This is a genomic window from Arthrobacter sp. 18067 (assembly GCF_902706295.1).
GTDB lineage: Bacteria > Actinomycetota > Actinomycetes > Actinomycetales > Micrococcaceae > Arthrobacter.
Window position 1 is genome coordinate 223,196 of the sequence record NZ_CACSJJ010000004.1, and the last position, 19,245, is coordinate 242,440.

The following is a 19,245-nucleotide window of genomic DNA, read 5'->3' on the forward strand; positions in this document are numbered from 1 at the left end:
CCCGACCCCTGACAGTCCCAACGCGAACGGCGGATGCCTCCACAAGGAGGCACCCGCCGTCGAGCGCTAAGGACCGGAGAGCTAGCTGAACAGCTCGCTCTTGGGTTCGTTGTTCTTGACCTTCTGCCACCCGAGCCACAGGACCAGGGCGAAGAACGGAATGGTGGCCAAGGTCCACAGGCCCAGCAGGAAGACCTCGCCGGTTGCCTTGTCCGTCATCGTGTCGAAGCCGATGAGCACAGTGATGGCCAGCAGAGCGATGAGGCCCAGCCAGCTGGTCCACGGCGAACCGGGCATCGGCAGGCTGGAGACGTTGCCTCGCTTCTTCCGCAGGGCAATCTGGCTCGCGAAGATGGACCCCCACGTGAAGATGACGCCGATGGAGGCCGTGTTCAGCGCGAGGTCGAATGCGTGCGAGCCACCCAGCCAGATGTTCAGGAGAATGCCCACGAGGTAGACACCACCGATCGCCAGGATGGCCGCGTACGGCACGTGACGGGTGGACATCTTGGTGAGCCACTGCGGTGCGTGGCCGTTGTTGGCCATAGTGCGGAAGATGCGGCCGATCGAGTACAGGCCCGAGTTGCAGGAGGACAGCGCGGCGGTGATGACGATCATGTTCATGACGTCGCCCATCCAGCCGAGGCCCATCTGGCCGAACACGGTAACGAACGGCGAGGTGCCGGCCACGTACTGGTCGGACGGCAGCAGCATTGCCAGCAGCGTCACCGAACCAACGTAGAAGACAACAATACGGATCACGACGGCGCGGATCGCCTTGGGAACTTCGCGTTCCGGGTTCTCCATCTCACCAGCGGTAATGCCGACGAGTTCGATGGCGTTGTAGGCGAAGATCACGGCGTTGAGGACCAGGATCATCACCAGGCCGCCCTTGGGGAACATGCCGCCGTCTTCGTGGAAGAGGTTGGCGACGGACGCATTGCCTTCGCCCACCTTGGCGTTGGTGACAACCATGAATGTGCCAACGGCCAGGAAGATGACGATCGCCGCAACTTTGAGGCAGGAGGCCCAGAATTCGAACTCGCCGAATGCCTTGACGCTGAACAGGTTCACGGCCACCAGCAGCACCAGCGCGGCGATGGCGGACAGTTCAATGGGCACGTTCGGGAAGAAGAACTGGAAGTACAGGCCGATCGCGATCAGTTCGGCGATACCCGTCATGGCCCAGTTGATGAAGTACATCCAGCCGGAAAGGAACGCGCCCTTCTTGCCGAACATTTCGCCGGCGTAGCTCACGAAGGAGCCGGACGTCTGGCGGTACATGATGAGTTCACCGAGCGCGCGCATCAGCAGGTAAGCGATGACGCCGGCGATGGCGTAGGAGAAGATCAGGGCCGGGCCCGTGGAGGCCAGGCGGCCGCCGGCACCCATGAAGAGGCCGACGCCGATGGCGCCACCCATGGCGATCATGGTGACGTGGCGGCGGCTCAGGGTCTTCTGATATCCCTCGGCGCTGAGGTTGGAGTCCGAGGCTGCAGATGAGGCCTTGGAGCTCTGGAGATCTGTGGGAGTACTTTGCGGCACAGCTGTTCCTTGTGGGTTGGGGTCTTGCTGTAGGTGTTACGCCAGTGCCGGAACACGGGCGGCTTTGGCACACAAAATTCGAGCTTTTCCTCTTTGGAGGACCCGAAGTGTGACAAAGAACGCAGAACGCCGAAGCTTCGCGCAACCCGTCTATCTTACGGGATTAACCCCAATGCCCGTGACGCAGGCAACAGCGCAGAACAACGCGGGGTCACTTACGGCCCTTATTTGCCGCCGGAAGGGGCCATAAGTGACCCCGCGTTGCTTTGAGGAATGCTCCTGGACCCCAAATACATCGAGTTGCGGTCCACTCCCGTGACGTGATCGGCCAATACGGCGGCCTGCTCCCACAAGGGTGCCACCAGCTCGTACACCTCGCCGCGGTGCTGGACACACTCCCCTACGGCGTAGATCTCCTCTTCGTCCATCACCCGGAGGTGGTCGTCCACCACGATGCCGCGCTCCACTGCCAAACCACTCACGACGGCGACATCCACGTTGGGCCTGATGCCTGCGGTCACTACTACCATGTCGCAGTCCAGGTCGGGTTGGTCGCGGAGGCCCACCCCGGTGATACGGTCCGATCCCAGGATCGCCGTGGTCCGGCTTCCGGTGTGCACTTCGATGCCCAGCCCCTCGACGCTCCGCCGCAGTATTGCACTGCCGTCGGGCCCCATTTGGGCGCTCATCAGGTGCCCGCCCGAGTGGACCACCGCGACGTCCAGGCCGTAGGCCTGCAACCCCCGGGCGGCCTCCAACCCGAGCAATCCGCCGCCAATCACCACGGCCCGCCTGTGGTGCTCGTGCTGGGCGAACTCGATCATCTTCCGCGTATCGTCCATGGTCCTGAACGTGAAGACGCCGTGCCGGACAGTTCCACTGGGCGTATGGAGCCCGTCCATCGGTGGCAGGAAGGAGCGGCTGCCGGTGGCGATAATCAGCTGGTCGTACTGGGCCACGCGGCCGTCGGAGGCGAAGACGTGCCGGCTGAACTTGTCGATGCGGTCCACCCGGACCCCGGCGTGGAGCGTGATGTTGTTCTCGTGGTACCAGGGGAGGGCGTTGAGGAAGATGTCCGCATCGCTTTCCTCGCCCGAGAGGACATGGCTGAGCATGATCCGGTTGTAGTTTCCGTAGGGCTCGTCACCGAACATGGTGATGTCGAAGAGGTCGCCGCCACCCCGGGCCAGGATCTCCTCCACAGCCCGGGCACCGGCCATACCGTTGCCAATCACCACCAGCCGCCTCTTCATCAGTGCTCCACCATGCCGAGATCCACCACCACTGATCCCCGAACCCCCGCGGGCGCCACCAGGAACAGCTCGATCACCGACCCGCCATCGGTGTCTTCCACTACCCTCAGCGGGATGTGGACATCGCCCTTGGCACCGATAGGGAAATAGCGCATGGGAATTCGGTCCCGCATGAGGACAACGGTGATCAGTTCCGGGCTCGAATTGCCGCCGCGGAAGTACAGCGTCTGGTTCACGACGCCGTCCGGGACGAAGTGCGAGAGCTCGGCATGGATGGGAACCGGTTTATCCAGCCCGGTGCCCTCGAAGTGGTAGATGCCCTGCAGGAAGAGATTCTGGATGATCACGGGACAAGTCCTTTCGGCCGGTTCCCTTCCCATGGTGCTCTGCCGTTGTTTCCGTACGCGCGATGCCGTGTTTCCGCCTGCGGGACAGGGCGTAACGATCGCTTTGCGAACAGCTCACCAGGGTGGAAACCGAGTGAGGACTACAGCATTTCGCCGTCCTGCATCCCATACCGGACCCACGTCCCCGTAGACGCCTCCCGGCCAGGGCCGGAGGCACACTGATCGAACCACTCCCCCAGGGCACGGTCGTGGCTCACGATCACCAGCGTCCCGGCAAACGACGCCAGCGCGGCCTCCAACTGTTCCACCAGCACGGGTGCCAGATGGTTGGTGGGTTCGTCCACGATCATGGTTTCACAGCCACCCAATAGGAGTCGTGCGAGGGCGAGCCGTCGTTGCTGACCCGCGGAGAGGCCACCCACGGGGACGTGGAATTCAGCCGGCCGGAAAAGACCCAGGCGGAGCAAGCCTTCGGCATGTTCGTCAATGTTTCCACCCAATCCGGCGGCGAACGCAGGGAGCAGCCGGAGAGCTGGGCGGGACGGGACCTCCAACTCCTGCTGCAGGTAGCCAACTCTGCCGTTGACGATCACGGATCCCGCCGCGGGTTCCAGGTTGCCCGTCAGCACAGACAACAGGGTTGACTTGCCGGCACCGTTGGGGCCCGTGATGAGCACCTTTTGTCCGGTTTCCACCCTGAGGTCGGTGGTGTGGAGCCGTCCCGGCACACTGACTCCGTGGGCTTCCAGGGCGGGTTCGGAGTCCGTTTCAGCAACGGAACCCAGCGGCGCCGCCAGCTTCAGCGGCACTGGTGGCCGGTCAACGGGATTTTCTTCGAGCCTGCGAAGCCGCTCTTGGGCGTTGCGGACTTTGCTGGATGCCGCACTCTGCCATGTTCCGGTCTTGAACCCGAAAGCCATCTTGTCGTTGTCGCGCTTGCGCCCGTAACCCATGCGGTCGGCCACCGTGGCGGCTTGGAGGCGTTCGGCAGCCATGGCGTCGAGCCATTCGTCGTACTGCTGGATCCATCGGGCGCGTTCGGCAGCTTTCTCCCGGAGGTAGCCCTCATAGCCATTCCCGTAGCGGTTCACGGATCGCCGGTCAGCGTCCACTTCGATGATGGTGGTGGCTACCTTACGCAGCAGGACACGGTCGTGCGAGACCACCACGACGGTGCCGCGATGCGCCGCCAAGCGGGACTCGAGCCACGCGGTGCCATTCGCGTCGAGGTGGTTGGTGGGCTCGTCCAGGAGCAGCGCTTCGGCCGGATCGGCCAACAAGCATGCGAGCGCCACACGCTCCTGCTCGCCGCCGGACAAAGACCCAAGCGTTCGACGCCGGTCCAAGCCACCCAGCCCCAGCTTGTCGAGCGCCGCTTCCACCCGGGATTCGGCAGCGTAGCCCTCGCGGAGTTGGTACTCCGTCTGCAGGCTGCCGTAGAGCTCGAGTTCTTCGGTGTCGGCATCCGCCAGGCCTGATTCGAGGTCCAGGATGCGCGCCTCCAGGGAACGCAGGGATGCCAGGGAGGAGTCAATGGCGTCCCCCACCGCCAATGACTCGGAGAGCCCGTGGGTTTGCGCCAGGTAACCGACGCGGTAGCCGGCGTTCCCGGACAGACCCGCAGTGCCGTCGTCGGGCGTTTCGACGCCGGCCATGAGCCGGAGCAATGTGGATTTACCCGCGCCGTTTTCGCCGACGATTGCCACGTGTTCACCGTGGTGGATGACGAGGTCGACATTGTGCAGGAGTTCGCGGTCCCCGTAGCCGTGGGAAACGCCGGAAAGGTGAAGGTGGTCAGTCAAGAGGTGTCCTCGCAAGTCCGCAGTGGATGGCAGAAAGCCGTGTGGGTACTGGGGATGCAGCCGCAGGAAGGGGCTGCGCTCAAGACTTCATTGCTCCAGCCTGCCCGGCACAAGGGGTCACCGTCAACCGAGACACCACGGATGTCACCATTTGCGCCGCATGACCTTGCGTTGACACCATTGTGGCGTCATAATGGTGTCATGCAGCTGAATCACTACGTCACAGCCGTCCAGCAACAGCTGGACACCGCCGCCGAAGCCGGTGGGCCGGAAGCTCGGGCACTGAGCGAACGCCTCACCGCGGGCCTCGAATCCACGGTCCGGTTGGTCCTCCTGGAGGCCCTCTCAGATGCCGCCAGCGAGATCACGCTTGAGCTCGCGCCGGGTTCCGTGGATGTCAGGCTTCGCGACCGCGACCCGGAATTTGTGGTGAACAACCCGCACGGCGGGGACTTCGAGGCAGTCAACGAAGGGCAGCCTATGGCGCCGGAAGACCTCGACGGAGCCAGCACCTCGCGGACGACGCTCCGACTACCCGATCACCTGAAGCAGCAGGTTGAGGACGCCGCGGGCAAAGACGGCCTGTCCGTGAACTCATGGCTGGTCCGGGCGGTTGCCGACGCCCTCAACGGCCGCCACTCCACGCCCCGGGCAACAAACCGTGAACGCGGCGAGCAAAACTTCACAGGATGGGCACGCTGATGGCAACCTTCCAGACTCCCCAGCCAATCGCCGTCGTGGTTGATGTATCCGTCCGCGCCGATATCTGGCTCGTCGCCAGCGACAGGATGGACACCGTGGTCAACGTCCAACCCCGCAAGCCGGGCCGGGGCCTGGACGTCAAGATGGCCGAGCAGACCACCGCGGACTACTCCGATGGGACTTTGCAGGTCAGGCTTCGGCCCGCGATCCGGCACACCTGGTTCAGCGACGGCGGGGCCGTGGAGATCACCGTGGAGGTGCCCACAGGCAGCAGCCTGGAGCTGAAGTCAGCCATGGGAGATCTCCGCTGCGACGGCGAGTTCAGCTCTGCCGACCTGAAGACCGACTTGGGCCAGATCCGTATTGACCACTGCGGCGAGCTCCGGGCCCATACGGACATGGGCGACGTCACCGTGGAGCGCGCCTCAGGCAGGTCAAGGATCAAAACCGGCTCAGGCAAGATCCGTATTCGGGACATCGACGGAGTTGCGACGATAAAGAACGGCAACGGCAGCACCTACATCTCGCACGCTGCCGGTGAGCTCAGCGTCAGCGCAGCCAATGGCGACGTCTCCCTCAAGCGGGCCGGCCTGTCCACTACCGTCAAAACCTCCAGCGGTGACATCACCGTGGGCGAAGTGGCCGCCGGTAGCCTCACTGTCCAGACCGCGGCGGGCAAACTCGCCATCGGCGTCCGCGAGGGCACCGCCGCCTGGCTGGACCTCAACACCAAGTACGGACGGGTACGCAACTCGCTCGATGCCATCAATGGCCCCGGCGACACCCCGGATCGGGTCGAGATCCGGGCTCGCAGCGCCTATGGAGACATCACGGTAACGCGTTCCCCCGTCCGCTAGGACCGCTACACCGTAGCCACAGACCGCTTCCGCCGTGCCTTCGCCAGCCGTGTGCCGATCAGTCCCTGCCGCGGACTGAACAAGTACACGCCGGCGAACACCACACCTTGGGTGAGGACCACCATGGCCCCGGACGCGGTGTCCAGGTAGTAGCTGAGGTAGATACCGGCCACGGAACACACTACGGAGATGACGGGCGCTATAACCAGCATCCGGGAGAAGCGGTCGGTCAGCAGGTAGGCCGTGGCGCCCGGGATGATCAGCATGGCCACCACCAGCACCACACCCACAGTCTGCAACGCCACCACGGAGGTCAATGCGAGCAAGCCCAGGAGCAGGGCGCCGAGCCTTTTGGGGGACAGCCCGATGGCATGGGCGTGCGTGGGGTCGAAGGCGTAGAGGGTGAGGTCGCGGCGTTTGAGGATCAGGATGGCGAAGGCGACCACGCCCAGGACCACCACCTGGATGAGGTCCGGGATGCTGACGCCCAGCAGGTTGCCGAAGATGATGTGGTTCAGGTCGGTCTGGCTCGGGGTCACGGAGATCAGCACCAAGCCCAGCGCGAACAACGAGGTGAACACAATGCCGATCGCAGCATCTTCCTTCACCCTGCTGGTATTGCGGACCACCCCAATCAACGTCACCGCGATGAGCGCGAACACCAGCGCGCCGAGCGCGAACGGCGCACCCACGATATAGGCCAGGACGACGCCGGGAAGCACCGCGTGCGAGACGGCGTCGCCCATGAGGGACCAGCCGATCAGGACGAGCCAGCAGCTCAGCACAGCACAGACCACCGCGGCGATGGCCGTGGTGGCGAGGGCCCGGACCATGAAGTCGTACGTCAGGGGTTCCAGCAGGAATTCCATGGCTTAGCCCCTGTTCATGACGTCGAGGCCGAAAGCCATGGCCAGGTTCTCCGGCTGAAGCACAGTGTCCGGGCTTCCATGCATGAGCACCTTGCGCATCAACAACACTGCTTCGTCACAGAGCTGGGGTAGAGCGTGGAGGTCGTGGGTGGAGATCAGGATGGTGGCGCCGTCTTCGGCCAGCTCGCGGAGGAGCCGGGTGATGGTGGCCTCGGACCTCTTGTCCACTCCCGCGAACGGCTCGTCCAGCAGCATCATGGTGGCGCCTTGCGCAATGCCGCGGGCCACGAAAGCCCGCTTTTTCTGCCCGCCGGACAACTGCCCGATCTGCCGGTCGGCGTACTCGCTCAGCTCCACGCGTTCCAAAGCATGCTCGACGGCGTCCCGGTCCGCCTTGCGGGGCCGGCGCGTGAATCCCAGGTGCCCGTAGCGGCCCATCATCACCACGTCCCGGACGGACAAGGGGAAGGCCCAATCCACGTCCTCGCTTTGGGGAACGTAGCCAATACCGGCGTCCTTGCGCATCTTCATCGGCGGTTCGCCGTTGATGAGCACCCGGCCGGAATCGGGCTTCACCATGCCCATGATGACTTTGAACAGCGTGGACTTGCCCGAGCCGTTCATGCCCACCAATCCACAGATCCTTGAATGGTCCAAGGTGAGGGATGCCTTGTCCAGCGCCAGGACCTCACCGTAATGGACCGTGACGTTCTCAACAGCGATCGCGGGGGTGCTCATGACGTTGCTCCTGTCAGTGCCGTGGTGATGACCTTGGCGTCATGGCGCATGAGGTCAAGGTACGTGGGAACAGGCCCATCCGCTTCAGAGAGGGAATCGACGTACAAGGTCCCTCCGAACGTGGCATCAGTTGCACCCACCACCTGCTGCATAGGGGCATCCGAGACCGTGGATTCACAGAACACCGCCGGAACCTGGTTGTCCTTCACGAACTCGATGGCCCGGGTGATCTGCTGTGGCGTGGCCTGCTGCTCCGCGTTCACAGCCCAGATGTAGACCTCCTTGAGGCCCGCATCGCGTGCCAGGTAGGAGAAGGCACCTTCGCAGGTGACCAACGCCCGCTGCTTCTCCGACAACACGGAGAGCTTGGAGACCATCTCGTCCTGCACTGTCTGGAGCTGGGCGTTATAGGCCTTGGCGTTGGCCTCGAACTCGGCAGCATGGGACGGCGCCAGCTTGGCGAAAGCCTTGGCCATGTTGTTGGCATAGATCTGGACATTCTTGGGCGACATCCACGCGTGCGGGTTCGGCTTGCCCTGATAGGAATCCTCGGCAATGGGCATGACCTCCACGCCATCGCTCACCACCGCGTGCGGAACATCGAGGTCCTCCACGAACTGGGCAAACCACGCCTCAAGATTCAGCCCGTTGTCCAGGATCAGGTCAGCTTGGGCAGCTTTCCGAATGTCACCCGGCGTTGGCTCGTAGCCATGGATCTCCGCGCCGGCCTTGGTAATGGACTCCACGCGGAGCTTGTCCCCGGCCACATTGCTGGCCACATCCGCCAACACAGTGAACGTTGTGAGCACCACGGGCTTGTCATCACCTCCTGCGGAGGAGCTTCCCCCACAGGCGGAGACCCCCAGGGCGAGAGCAATGACAACAGCAATGACAGCGAGACGGCGGACATCTTTGGCGCACCGAAACAAAAAGTTAGGCATACCGAAAAGTGTAGCCAAGCATGGGTCACCCAGCAAAGCTAGGCTTGTCACATGGGCACTCTTTCCACCAAGGCATCTCTGTACAGATTCACTGCCCTCGACGCCATCGCAGTGGCCGTCTACCTCGGCTTTACCGCGTACTTCACCTTCGCAGGCGAGTCGGTGGAACGGCTCATGCTCCAGCTTTTTCCCCAGCCAGCCACCGCATCCTACGCTGTCAACGCGATCTTCTATGCCGGCGTCGGAATATTCGCAGTGGCCTCGGCCTGGCGCGTTGTGGGCCGCGATCTCAAGATCCTGGGCACCCGGCCGTGGTTCACCCTGGGCATGATTCCCCTCGCGATCGTGGTGATGCTCATCCTCACGGCCATCCTGGTGGCGGCATTCGGGACGGCCGAAAGCTCAGAGAACCAACTTGGCATCCAAGGCCTGCTGCAACAGGTGCCCGCCTGGCTCATGGTGCCACTGTTGGTGATCCTTGGTCCGTTCGTGGAGGAGTACCTCTTCCGCCATCTCCTGATCGGCAAGTTGTCCCGGTACCTGAATATCTGGGTATGCTGCGTGATCTCCGTGGTGGTCTTCGCATCCATCCACGTGGTGGGGCGCGAAGGGCTGGTGTTGTCCGCCTTGGCGCCGTACCTGGGCATGGCCCTGGTGCTGGTTGCCGTCTATGTGTGGACAGGGAAGAACCTGATGTTCTCCTACTTTGTCCACGCCGCGAAGAACCTCATGGCCGTAGTGCTCATCTATGCCATCCCACCGGAACTTCTACCCAACTGAGTAACAGCAAACGTTCCACTGGGCCCTCATTGCGACGTTTGCTGCGACCCAGTTGGGTAATCCGGACGAAAGGTGACCGCATCGCCCTACACAGCCACCCGCCGTCGGGAATAGCTTGAAGGCATGACGCTGAACATCCAGATCGCTGTTGACTCCAAGAAGCCTCACGACCTCGCCGACTGGTGGGCCCAGACGCTGGAATGGAAGGTGGAACCGCAGGATGAAGCATTCATCCGTTCCATGATCGAGCAGGGATTCGCCACTGAGGACCAGACCATCACCCACAAAGGCAAGCTGGTTTGGGCGGAGGGCTGTGCAATCGTGCCGGCTGAGGACACCGATCCCAAGACCGGCCGGCGCATCCTGTTCCAGACCGATCCCAATGAAAAGACAGTCAAGAACCGCGTGCACTGGGATGTCCGCCTGGACGGACGCGACAAGGACGAGGTGCGGAAACAGCTTGAGGCCAGGGGCGCCAAACACCTCTGGACGGCCAGCCAGGGACCCCATGATTGGCACACCATGGCCGACCCCGAGGGCAACGAGTTCTGCATCAGCTAAGGCCATTACTAGACTCGGACTGTGAACAACCATCTCCCTGCCAAGGTTTCAGACGTCTTTGACCCCTCACGCTGGCGCACCGTTTCCGGCTTTGATGACTTCAAGGACATGACCTACCACCGGCAGGTAGAGCGTTCGACGGATGGCACTGTCAAGGATCTCCCCACGGTCCGGATCGCGTTCAACCGTCCCGAAGTCCGTAACGCTTTCCGCCCGGGCACCGTTGACGAGCTCTACCGTGCCATGGACCATGCCCGCATGACCCCGGACGTCGCCACTGTGCTGCTCACGGGCAACGGGCCATCGGAAAAGGACGGCGGGCACTCGTTCTGCTCCGGCGGGGACCAGCGGATCCGTGGCCGGGACGGCTACCGCTACCAAGTAGAAGGCGCGGCGGGTGATTCCGCTGAATTTATCGACCCCGCCCGCGCCGGGCGGCTGCACATCCTGGAAGTCCAGCGGCTGATGCGGACCATGCCCAAGGTGGTCATCGCCGTCGTCAATGGTTGGGCGGCAGGCGGCGGCCACTCATTGCACGTGGTCAGCGACCTCACCATCGCCTCGCGCGAGCACGGCAAGTTCAAGCAGACAGACGCCACAGTGGGAAGTTTCGACGCCGGATACGGCTCTGCGCTGCTGGCCCGCCAGATCGGGCAGAAAGCCGCCAGGGAAATCTTCTTCCTGGCCCGCGAGTATTCCGCTGACGACATGGTTCGGATGGGCGCCGTCAACGAGGCCGTTGACCACGAACGCCTCGAGGACGTCGCCCTGGAGTACGCCGCCGACATCGCCCGCCAGTCACCCCAGGCCATCCGCATGCTCAAGTTCGCCTTCAACCTCGCCGACGACGGCCTGGCCGGGCAGCAGGTCTTCGCCGGCGAAGCCACCCGCTTGGCCTACATGACGGACGAGGCCGTGGAAGGCAAGGAAGCGTTCCTCCAAAAGCGCGACCCTGACTGGTCCAACTTCCCCTACTACTTCTAGGACCTCCGTGAACATCGATCCCGTACTGAAAGCCCTGATGGCCGCCCTCCACGGTGAGGGCCCCGCCGTCGAAATCGTCCAGGATGAAAACGGCGAGCCGCAGGCGCTTCCGGTGGAGACCGGCGTCGAAGATGCGGCCGTGGTGGTCCGGACGTCCGGTTCCACGGGGACGCCCAAGGCAACTGTCCTGACCATCGACGCCCTGGCAGCATCCTCCGTGTCCACAGCCATGGCTCTGCGCGGCGAAGGCCAGTGGCTGCTGGCGCTCCCGCTGCAGTACGTGGCCGGAGTCCAGGTCCTGGTCCGTTCTCTCTACGCCGGCACGCGTCCGTGGGTGATGGACCAGTCGAACGGCTTCACTCCGGAGGCCTTCACCGCTGCCGCCGAGGAACTGACGGACAAGATCCGCTTCACGTCCTTGGTCCCCACGCAATTGCAGCGGCTCCTGGACTCTCCCGCCCCGGAAACCCTCGCCGTACTGCGTCGCTTCAACGCCATCCTGCTGGGCGGCGCCCCGGCGTCCCCGGATCTGCTGGCCACCGCACATGCCGAAGGACTCAAGGTAGTCACCACCTACGGCTCAGCCGAAACCTGCGGAGGGTGCGTCTACGACAGCGAGCCGCTGGACGGCGTCGAGGTCCGCATCGGTGAGGGCGAACTGGAAGGCCGCATCCTGCTGGGCGGCGACACCGTGGCGGCAGGTTACCTGGACGCCGCCCGCGCCTCGAAAGCGGCGTTCTTCGAGGAAGACGGCGTGCGCTGGTACGTCACCGGCGACCTCGGTGAGCTGTCCGACGACGGCAAGCTCACCGTCCAAGGCCGCGCGGACGACGTCATCATCACCGGAGGAGTTAAAGCCTCCGCCGCGTACATCCAAAGCAAGCTTGAAGAGCTCGACGGCGTCACGGCGGCTTTCGTGGCCGGCGTCCCCTCGCGCGAGTGGGGCCAAGCCGTGGCAGCTTACGTCGCAGTGACGGATCCCACCCCCGAAGGCATCAAAGGCTTCACCTCCCGACGCGAGGCCGCGCTGGGTGTTTTGGCCCCCAAGACGGTGCTCGCGGACAAGGAATTGCTGATGCTGCCGAACGGAAAACCGGACAGGCTGGCCATGATTGAACAGCTTTCCAAGCTGCATCAGGGACAATAGACACGTTCTTCCCCGCTAAAGATCAACCGCGAAACACACGAGGTACTACACGTGGCGACAGCTGCACAATGGATTCAAGGAGCCCGGCTCCGCACACTGCCCGCGGCCATCGCGCCCGTCCTGATCGGTTCGGCAGCGGCGTACGAGCTCCAAGCGTTCCGGTTGCCGAACGCGATCCTGGCGGCGCTCGTTGCGCTCCTGCTCCAAATCGGCGTGAACTACGCCAACGATTACTCGGACGGCATCCGCGGCACCGATGAAGACCGCGTGGGTCCCCTGCGCCTGGTTGGTTCCGGAGCTGCGAAGCCGGAGCAGGTGAAGTGGGCAGCGTTCGCCCTGTTCGGAGCTGCGATGGTCTGTGGCCTGATCCTGGTGATCATCACCCAGACATGGTGGCTGATCCTGGTGGGTATCGGTTGCGTCCTGGCAGCGTGGGGCTACACCGGCGGCAAGAATCCCTACGGTTATATGGGCCTGGGCGACATTTTCGTGTTCGTGTTCTTCGGGCTCGTCGCCACGCTCGGCACCACCTACACACAGGCCGGCCAGGTAAGCCTGGCCGCGGTGATCGGCGCCATTGGCACGGGACTCATCGCCTGTGCACTGTTGATGGCCAACAACGTCAGGGATATCCCCACGGATACTGCTGCGGGCAAGCGGACACTGGCAGTGCGTCTCGGCGACAGGCACGCGCGTGAAAGCTACGTGCTGATGCTGGCCGTGGCCATCCTGCTGGTCATCGTGCTGGCGCCTACCAAGCCGTGGATGCTGATCGTGCTGCTGCTGATCCCCGCCTGCCTGATGCCGGCATGGCTCATGGTCAACGGCAAGAAGCGCAAGAGCCTCATCCCGGTGCTCAAGCAGACCGGCCTGATCAACCTCGGATACAGCCTGCTGTTCTCACTGGGCTTGGTCCTGAGCCACGGCTTCTAGTTCTGGACTGAACCCGGGCGTTTGTCGTTGTTGACGGCGATGTCCGGGTTCTTCTCTACCAGGCTGTCCTCGGCGGCGGCGTCTTCAACCTCGCCGGCAGTGCGGATGGGCTTGGCCCGGCCGGAGAAACGTTCGCGCATGGAGGCCGTGGCGGCGTCGCGCTGTTTCTGGAAGAACAGGTAGCTGATGGCGAACGCGATCAGCCCGGCGAAGACGACGGCCAGAATCCAACCGACCCCCAAAAAGGCGAAGAGCACGAACAACGGCACGAACAGCGCCAGACGGATGAGGGAATACTTCAGGAAAGCCACCATCCAAGTTTAGCCGCGATGGTTGCACTCTGATCACGGCAGGTATCGGGCGCCCAGCGGAAGGCTTCCGGCGACTAGACTTGGTGCATGCTCCGCGTTGTAGGCGTCGTCGTCGTCCTTGTCATCTTCGTCTATGCCCTGGTGGATGTCATCCGCACGGACGGCCACCAAACGCGCGGTATTTCCAAACCCGCCTGGATCATCGTCATGATCGTCCTGCCGCTGCTCGGGGCCGTGCTCTGGTTCATTTTCGGCCGGCCCTACGGCAAGCCGACCGCAAAGCCGGTCCGCCGTCAGCCCACCGCCCCGGATGATGACCCCGAATTCCTCCGGAACCTGGAAACCCGCCGCCGCAACCAGGCCGAGGACGATCGCCTGAAGAAGCTCAAAGCCGACCTCGAAGCCAAGGAACGCAAGCTCGGCGACAAGCCCTCCGATGGCTCCGGTGAGGTAACAGGCAACGGCTTCAAACCCGGCGATGCCAAGCGCAGCGAGCCGGATCCCCATGACACCGACGAGCTGAAGTAGGCAAACATGGCCCAGCAAGCTGATGGTTCACGGCAGTCACCTTCCACCTCACCATCAGCCAGCGGGCCAACTGCTCCCCCGGCGCCGCCGCCCCGTCCGGGCATTTCCTTGTCCACGCCGCCGCCCATCGCCGCGGTCATCAGGCCTCCAGGCCCCGCACGCGCCTCCCGGTCATTGTGGCTGGCAAGTTTCGTGGCCGGCATCGCCGTGGTGGTAACCGGCTTCCTCGGCCGAGACGCACAGTTTGACCGCCTGAAAGGCGTCATCGAGGGCATGGTTCCCGACGGCGACGCCCAGGCCGTCGAGGGCGCCACCGCCGTCGTGTTTTTGGGAAGCCTCGCCATGATCGCCCTGGTAGTGGCCATGGAAGGGGTCCTGCTTGCTGTTCTCTTCAGACGCCGCATCTGGGCACGGTGGGCGCTGGCGCCCCTGGTCCTCCTCCACGCTGTGGTCACGGTAATCACCGCCGACTTTGTTGTGGCTCCCGGAGCTGATGGTGCCTTGACCACGGCCCTGTTGGCGGCCCAATTCATCCTTGCCGCTGCAGGGCTGATCCTGCTGTTTTTCCCATCAACTACTAGCTGGCTTCTGAGCGAACGGCTCAGCGAACAGCTCAGTGAACGGCGGGCATAGAGGCCAGCATGCCCTCGCAGCTGCGCAGGACAACGCGGCATGCGTCCAGCGCGCGGGGCTCGGTCAGCGGATTCTCCGCGATGAGCCGCCAACGGTTCAATCCGGCACGGGCAACCTCGCTGATGTGCTCGGGGTCCGTTCCCGGGTCCAGGCCCAGCCTCAGGGCGGGCATACTGCCCCGTCCACCCACCAGCCGCTCGGCTTCGGCTTCCAGTTCCGCGTCCAATCCCACGCCATCGGTGCGCAAGGCTGCCAGGAGCTTCAACTCCCGGAACTCGTGGGCTCCCGTTTGAAGCCTTTCCAACCCGGCTTCCAACGGCGCTTTACGGTCCTTCGGCGAGCCGCGCAGCAGTGACTCCAAACCGACGACGGCGGCACGCGCCTTAAGTGCTTCGGCGCGCGTCTGGAAGAGATGGCCGATGGTATCGAGCAGTTGGCCAAGTCCGCTGCGGCGTGCAAGCTCGTGGGCCAACTCCGTGGGGTCCATGGTGCCGCCCCGGATCAGGGCTACGCCCAAGCGGATCCCGAACAGGCCGAACCTGTGCACCAAGGACGCTTTCATGGCCTGATCGAGTCCCGGCGGACCCTCCAGACGGATGAAGCGGTCTGCGGACAGCATCATCCGTTCCCGCTGGTTCTTGTCCATCCGTGCCAACAGTTTCATGGCATCGAAGTCGGCTTGGCGCATGGTCCGTGAGCTTTGCGCCAGCAATCCGGCCACGGGGACAACACCCAGGGCAAGGGGTTTGAGATTTTGGTCCCGGCTGTATCTGTCCGCGATGACTGCTGCGGAAATCAGGGAGTCGATCCTTCCGGCACCGATCTCATCTGCGCGGGACAGTACTGCCAAGGCATTGACGGTGCCGGATTGACCGGCGGCTGTGTCCTTGAAGGATTCGAGGAACCGGACGTCGGAGGCGTGCAGGTGCCGCATGAGGTAGATGACGGCATCCGCCGCTGTGGGTGCGTCTTCCGGCAACAGGAATGCAGTGGACCTTCCGGATACGTCCTGCGACAAGGAGGCTATGCCGGGTGTGTCTATGAGCGTGAGATTGCGCAGGCTGGCTGATGGCCAGTCCACCACCAAGCGCTCTACGTCTTCGGCCGGGACATCGCCAAGGGAGAAGACCAGGCGGCCGTCCTCCCGGGTTACCGGAAGCGTTTGGGGTGCTCCCCTGAAGGGGTAGAGGGTGATTTTCGGAGTGTGTCCGTACCGGTACCAGGTGACCACCCGGGTGCATTCACCGGCGTCGGTTGGCGCTATTTCTTCGCCAATGATCGCGTTGAGCAGCGTTGACTTCCCGGCCTTGACCATTCCGGCAACTGCTATGCGCAACGGCCCTTCCAGCCTGTTTTCAAGCTCGTCCACCACCGCGAGCGCAGCTGCGTCATCGTGGAAGACTTCCCTTGCCAGCCGCAGCAACTCCGCGGCTCCGGCGGTGCCCGTTTCCATCATCCGGCCGGAACCGCCGAGGTGGCGGGATTGGGGTGGTTCTCCACGGATGGGTCTTCCTGCAACTGTTGCGCGTCCTTGGCCAAGGTGTCCACGGCTTTGAGTTGGTTCCGTATCTCTTTGATTCTCATGTCCCGCTCCACGGCATAGACAGCTGCCGCTTTCTGGGCAGCCGCCACAGACTCGGCCAGGGAACGGTGGTGCTCTTCGGCAATTTCCGTGAAGTGGTCCCGGGTGGCCCGCTGGACCAGCCGCAGCCTGTCCTTGAGTTGTTTTCCTACTTGGAACACCACGTCGTCCACGTGCTTCCTGACGAGGATCTTGGCCTCCGATTGCCTTTGTTTGAGCCGGGCCGCCTTGTCTTCCCGGAAGGCTTTCCGTCCGAGCAGGAGACCGGCCCCAACGGAGAGGGGATTGATGAGGGCCATTCCGAAGATGCCTGTCAGGAGGCCGAACATGAGGACTCCTCCGTAGGATCCCCGCATGCCGATCAGGACTTTCTGCAGGGGTCCAAGCCGCCCGTTTTCCATCTGCTGGATGTCGGCTACAGGGTCCAGCACGCCGCCGGTGTCGGCCACCTTCAGCGCCGGCAGTGCCACCTCCTCCTCGGAAAAGTGGTCCGCCACCTGGGTGGCCAGCCATTGGGCGCGTTCGCTGGTCCAGACGAAGGTATCCGATACCGCAGCAGCAGTACTCTGTTCCAGCCATTGGGTGAACTGCTCCCACGCCGGCCCGGGATCGCCGTGGTCAATGGCCGTTTCGGCTTCGCGTTGAATGCGGCGCAACCTGTCCTTCAGGTCATATTCCATGTCTGCGATGAGGTCCCCGATCCCATCGTTGAGGGTTATCTGCCAGCGGGCCGACCGTTTGCGCAGGGCGTCGGCGTCCTCCTTGGCTGCGTTCAGTCCGGCGATCATTTGCGGAGTACCTTCAGGGTTCTCCAAGGCACCAAGCTCCGACTGCAACGCAAGCTTCAAGTTCTCAGTGACGGTCAACAGGTCATGGCCAACTGACCGCCGCTGAATTCCGGCGGCCTCCCCCACAATGTTGTTCCGCAGGTGTGTGATCAGCGCGGGAAATCCTGATTCGGCGTTCAGTTCCGTGTCCTGAAGCCGCGCTGCCTGGAGGCGAAGCTCCGAGGAAACCGGAAACAGGGGAATGTCCGGCCCTACGTCGGTGAGGTGCCCCTGGTCCAGGTCCGCAATCTGCCGCCAACTCGGATAGAGGTCGGTCTTGGACAGCACGCACACAACGTTTGGACTGATACGCATGGCTTGTCGCAGGAAGCGCATCTCCGGTTCGGTGTATTCCTGGGACGCGTCGGAGACGAAAACCATGGCGTGCGCCGAGGGAAGGGCAGTCAACGTGGTCAGTGTGTGCGTTGACCCCAGGCAACCGACCCCGGGCGAATCCACTATGGTCAGGCCGCCGGCCAGCAATTTCCGCGGGAGGGAAACCTCGGCCGCCACGATCTTCTTGATGTTTCCAGGGTTGCCCTTTTCCGAGACGTATTCAGCGAGTTGGTCCAACTGAATAGCTTGCCGTTCCAGCCTGCTTTCGGAGCCCGCATTGTCTCCTTCGGGGGTTCCGTTCGTGGTGCCCGCGCCGGGGCCGGGAACCAGGACAACGGCCGACGCCGGATCTCCCTGCCGTACGACCGTTGGCACTGTGGTGGCAATGTCATCGTCGACCGGGCAGACGGGCGCATTGACCAAAGCGTTGATGAGTTGGCTCTTGCCTTGCTTGAACTCGCCAACCACGATCACTCGGACGCTCGGATCCTGCAGCCGGCTCCGGGTGTTCTCCAACCGTCGCCGCAGATCGTTCCGGTCCCCCGCCAGCGCCATGCCCTGCTCCACCAACTTAGTCATGCGTCCTGTTTCCGCCACCGTCTGTCCTTTGCTCGGCCGGCCTCGTCGGGGCCACGAAGTGCCCGGCAGGCGATCTTCCGCCTGCCGGGCACTGCTGGGGGTAGTTCGCGTCGCAGCTTTCGCTACGCCGTTTGGAGCTCTTTGCTGCTAGTCGATTTCAACGTCGTTGTCTGCCACGACGATCGAGTCGTCGATGTCGTTGTACTCGACATCCACGTCTTCGACGTCCAGGTTGGTGGAGTTGTCGAACTCCAGTTCGTTGTCGGCCACAACGATGGAATCGTTGATGACATTGACATCGTCCACTTCGATGTTGGTGGAGTTGTCCGGCGAGTACTCCAGATCCAACTCGTTGTCCTGGACCACGACGGAGTCTTTGATGAGTTGAACATCTTCGACGTCCACATTGGTGGAGCTGTCATTGAACGAGTCGGCCACATTGACGGAATTGTCCGAATTATCGGAGTTGTCCGTGACGGAGTTGTCATTGAACGAATCGGAGATCGTCGTGGTGTGCGTCGAGTTGTCCGTCTCCTCGTTGAAGGAGTCCTCGATGTCCACGTCGACATCAACATCTGTGTTGTAGGAGTCCTTGGTGACCGAGTGGTCGGAATTGTCGTTGAAGGAATCCTTGACCTCGATGTCCGTGTTGCCCACCTCGAGATCCCCGTCGCCCGACTCGGTGATGTGCACCGAGTTATCTGTTGAGTGGTCATTGGTAGTAGTCGTATTACCGGAGTCCTTCACGTCGTCGCCGGCCGCAATGGCACCGTCGCCCGAGGCGACCACCGCGTCCTGGTTGAAGAGCTGCGTGACGTCTCCGTCTGCCCAGATGTTCTGGTTGACCGACTGATCGGTGATCGTGTCGCGGTCGTCGATGTTGGTGGTGTACGAGTAGTTGTTCACCACGTGGACCAGTTGCTGAACGGCGTGGGCGTGGTCATCGCCGCCACCCCATCCGCCGCCACCGCCACCGCCGTGACCGTGGTC

The 19,245-nt window shown here is 63.2% G+C and carries 18 protein-coding genes and 2 pseudogenes; 9 read left to right on the plus strand and 11 right to left on the minus strand.

Going from position 1 to position 19,245, the window contains the following annotated elements:
• Positions 1 to 81: 81 nt before the first annotated feature.
• From GVL04_RS06280 to GVL04_RS06295, 4 genes and pseudogenes are all read right to left on the minus strand, one after another.
• Positions 82 to 1,545, minus strand: coding sequence for an amino acid permease (locus GVL04_RS06280; RefSeq protein WP_159701182.1), 1,464 nt, complete (start codon positions 1,543 to 1,545; stop codon positions 82 to 84).
• Positions 1,546 to 1,820: 275 nt separating this feature from the next.
• Positions 1,821 to 2,798: pseudogene (locus GVL04_RS06285) on the minus strand (NAD(P)/FAD-dependent oxidoreductase); the annotation flags it as partial.
• A complete protein-coding gene (locus GVL04_RS06290; protein ID WP_159701185.1) occupies positions 2,798 to 3,145 on the minus strand; it encodes a molybdopterin oxidoreductase in 348 nt (115 codons plus the stop codon). The pseudogene GVL04_RS06285 and the gene GVL04_RS06290, both read right to left, overlap by 1 nt.
• Before the next feature lie 140 nt (positions 3,146 to 3,285).
• Complete coding sequence (locus tag GVL04_RS06295; RefSeq protein ID WP_159701188.1) at positions 3,286 to 4,947, minus strand: ABC-F family ATP-binding cassette domain-containing protein; 1,662 nt, start codon at positions 4,945 to 4,947, stop codon at positions 3,286 to 3,288.
• A 201-nt stretch (positions 4,948 to 5,148) separates the two neighbouring features.
• Between GVL04_RS06295 and GVL04_RS06300 the strand changes: the two genes are divergently transcribed.
• Positions 5,149 to 5,649, plus strand: a complete 501-nt coding sequence (locus GVL04_RS06300) for a histidine kinase (RefSeq protein ID WP_159701191.1) — start codon at positions 5,149 to 5,151, stop codon at positions 5,647 to 5,649.
• Positions 5,649 to 6,506, plus strand: coding sequence for a DUF4097 family beta strand repeat-containing protein (locus tag GVL04_RS06305; protein ID WP_159701194.1), 858 nt, complete (start codon positions 5,649 to 5,651; stop codon positions 6,504 to 6,506). The genes GVL04_RS06300 and GVL04_RS06305 overlap by 1 nt, the downstream gene beginning before the upstream one ends.
• A gap of 5 nt (positions 6,507 to 6,511) precedes the next feature.
• Here the strand turns inward: GVL04_RS06305 and GVL04_RS06310 are convergent, their stop codons facing one another.
• Genes GVL04_RS06310 through GVL04_RS06320 form a run of 3 tightly spaced genes read right to left on the minus strand, consistent with a single transcriptional unit; the run spans position 6,512 to position 9,054 of the window.
• On the minus strand, positions 6,512 to 7,375 hold the full coding sequence (locus GVL04_RS06310; protein ID WP_159701197.1) for a metal ABC transporter permease: 864 nt from the start codon (positions 7,373 to 7,375) through the stop codon (positions 6,512 to 6,514).
• Between the two features lie 3 nt (positions 7,376 to 7,378).
• The gene (locus tag GVL04_RS06315; protein WP_159701199.1) at positions 7,379 to 8,113 is read right to left on the minus strand and encodes a metal ABC transporter ATP-binding protein; all 735 of its coding nucleotides are present in this window, start codon (positions 8,111 to 8,113) and stop codon (positions 7,379 to 7,381) included.
• Positions 8,110 to 9,054, minus strand: a complete 945-nt coding sequence (locus GVL04_RS06320) for a metal ABC transporter substrate-binding protein (protein WP_159701201.1) — start codon at positions 9,052 to 9,054, stop codon at positions 8,110 to 8,112. Before GVL04_RS06320 ends, GVL04_RS06315 begins: the two co-directional genes overlap by 4 nt.
• Before the next feature lie 51 nt (positions 9,055 to 9,105).
• Here GVL04_RS06320 and GVL04_RS06325 point away from each other — a divergent pair, with 51 nt between their 5' ends.
• The 5 genes from GVL04_RS06325 (at position 9,106) to GVL04_RS06345 (ending at position 13,459) form a co-directional block, all read left to right on the plus strand.
• A complete protein-coding gene (locus GVL04_RS06325) occupies positions 9,106 to 9,834 on the plus strand; it encodes a CPBP family intramembrane glutamic endopeptidase (RefSeq protein ID WP_159701203.1) in 729 nt (242 codons plus the stop codon).
• 123 nt (positions 9,835 to 9,957) lie between these two features.
• The gene (locus GVL04_RS06330; protein WP_159701205.1) at positions 9,958 to 10,395 is read left to right on the plus strand and encodes a VOC family protein; all 438 of its coding nucleotides are present in this window, start codon (positions 9,958 to 9,960) and stop codon (positions 10,393 to 10,395) included.
• Positions 10,396 to 10,416: 21 nt separating this feature from the next.
• Positions 10,417 to 11,379, plus strand: a complete 963-nt coding sequence (locus tag GVL04_RS06335) for a 1,4-dihydroxy-2-naphthoyl-CoA synthase (RefSeq protein WP_159701207.1) — start codon at positions 10,417 to 10,419, stop codon at positions 11,377 to 11,379.
• A gap of 7 nt (positions 11,380 to 11,386) precedes the next feature.
• The gene (locus tag GVL04_RS06340; protein ID WP_159701209.1) at positions 11,387 to 12,526 is read left to right on the plus strand and encodes an AMP-binding protein; all 1,140 of its coding nucleotides are present in this window, start codon (positions 11,387 to 11,389) and stop codon (positions 12,524 to 12,526) included.
• 51 nt (positions 12,527 to 12,577) lie between these two features.
• Positions 12,578 to 13,459, plus strand: a complete 882-nt coding sequence (locus tag GVL04_RS06345) for a 1,4-dihydroxy-2-naphthoate polyprenyltransferase (protein WP_159701211.1) — start codon at positions 12,578 to 12,580, stop codon at positions 13,457 to 13,459.
• Here the strand turns inward: GVL04_RS06345 and GVL04_RS06350 are convergent.
• Positions 13,456 to 13,773 carry a DUF4229 domain-containing protein gene (locus GVL04_RS06350; protein WP_159701213.1) on the minus strand — a complete coding sequence of 106 codons (318 nt, stop codon included), beginning with the start codon at positions 13,771 to 13,773 and terminating at the stop codon, positions 13,456 to 13,458. The genes GVL04_RS06345 and GVL04_RS06350 overlap by 4 nt on opposite strands.
• Before the next feature lie 84 nt (positions 13,774 to 13,857).
• On the opposite strand from GVL04_RS06350, the gene GVL04_RS06355 reads away from it, so the two are divergent.
• Entirely contained in the window at positions 13,858 to 14,298 is a 441-nt protein-coding gene (locus tag GVL04_RS06355; RefSeq protein WP_159701215.1) for a PLDc N-terminal domain-containing protein, read from the plus strand.
• A 6-nt stretch (positions 14,299 to 14,304) separates the two neighbouring features.
• Positions 14,305 to 14,931 carry a hypothetical protein gene (locus GVL04_RS06360; RefSeq protein ID WP_159701217.1) on the plus strand — a complete coding sequence of 209 codons (627 nt, stop codon included), beginning with the start codon at positions 14,305 to 14,307 and terminating at the stop codon, positions 14,929 to 14,931.
• Here the strand turns inward: GVL04_RS06360 and GVL04_RS06365 are convergent.
• From GVL04_RS06365 to GVL04_RS06375, 3 genes and pseudogenes are all read right to left on the minus strand, one after another.
• The gene (locus tag GVL04_RS06365) at positions 14,912 to 16,387 is read right to left on the minus strand and encodes a dynamin family protein (RefSeq protein WP_159701219.1); all 1,476 of its coding nucleotides are present in this window, start codon (positions 16,385 to 16,387) and stop codon (positions 14,912 to 14,914) included. The genes GVL04_RS06360 and GVL04_RS06365 overlap by 20 nt on opposite strands.
• Positions 16,384 to 18,255, minus strand: coding sequence for a dynamin family protein (locus GVL04_RS06370; protein WP_235036194.1), 1,872 nt, complete (start codon positions 18,253 to 18,255; stop codon positions 16,384 to 16,386). Before GVL04_RS06370 ends, GVL04_RS06365 begins: the two co-directional genes overlap by 4 nt.
• 147 nt (positions 18,256 to 18,402) lie before the next feature.
• Positions 18,403 to 19,245: pseudogene (locus GVL04_RS06375) on the minus strand (hypothetical protein); the annotation flags it as partial.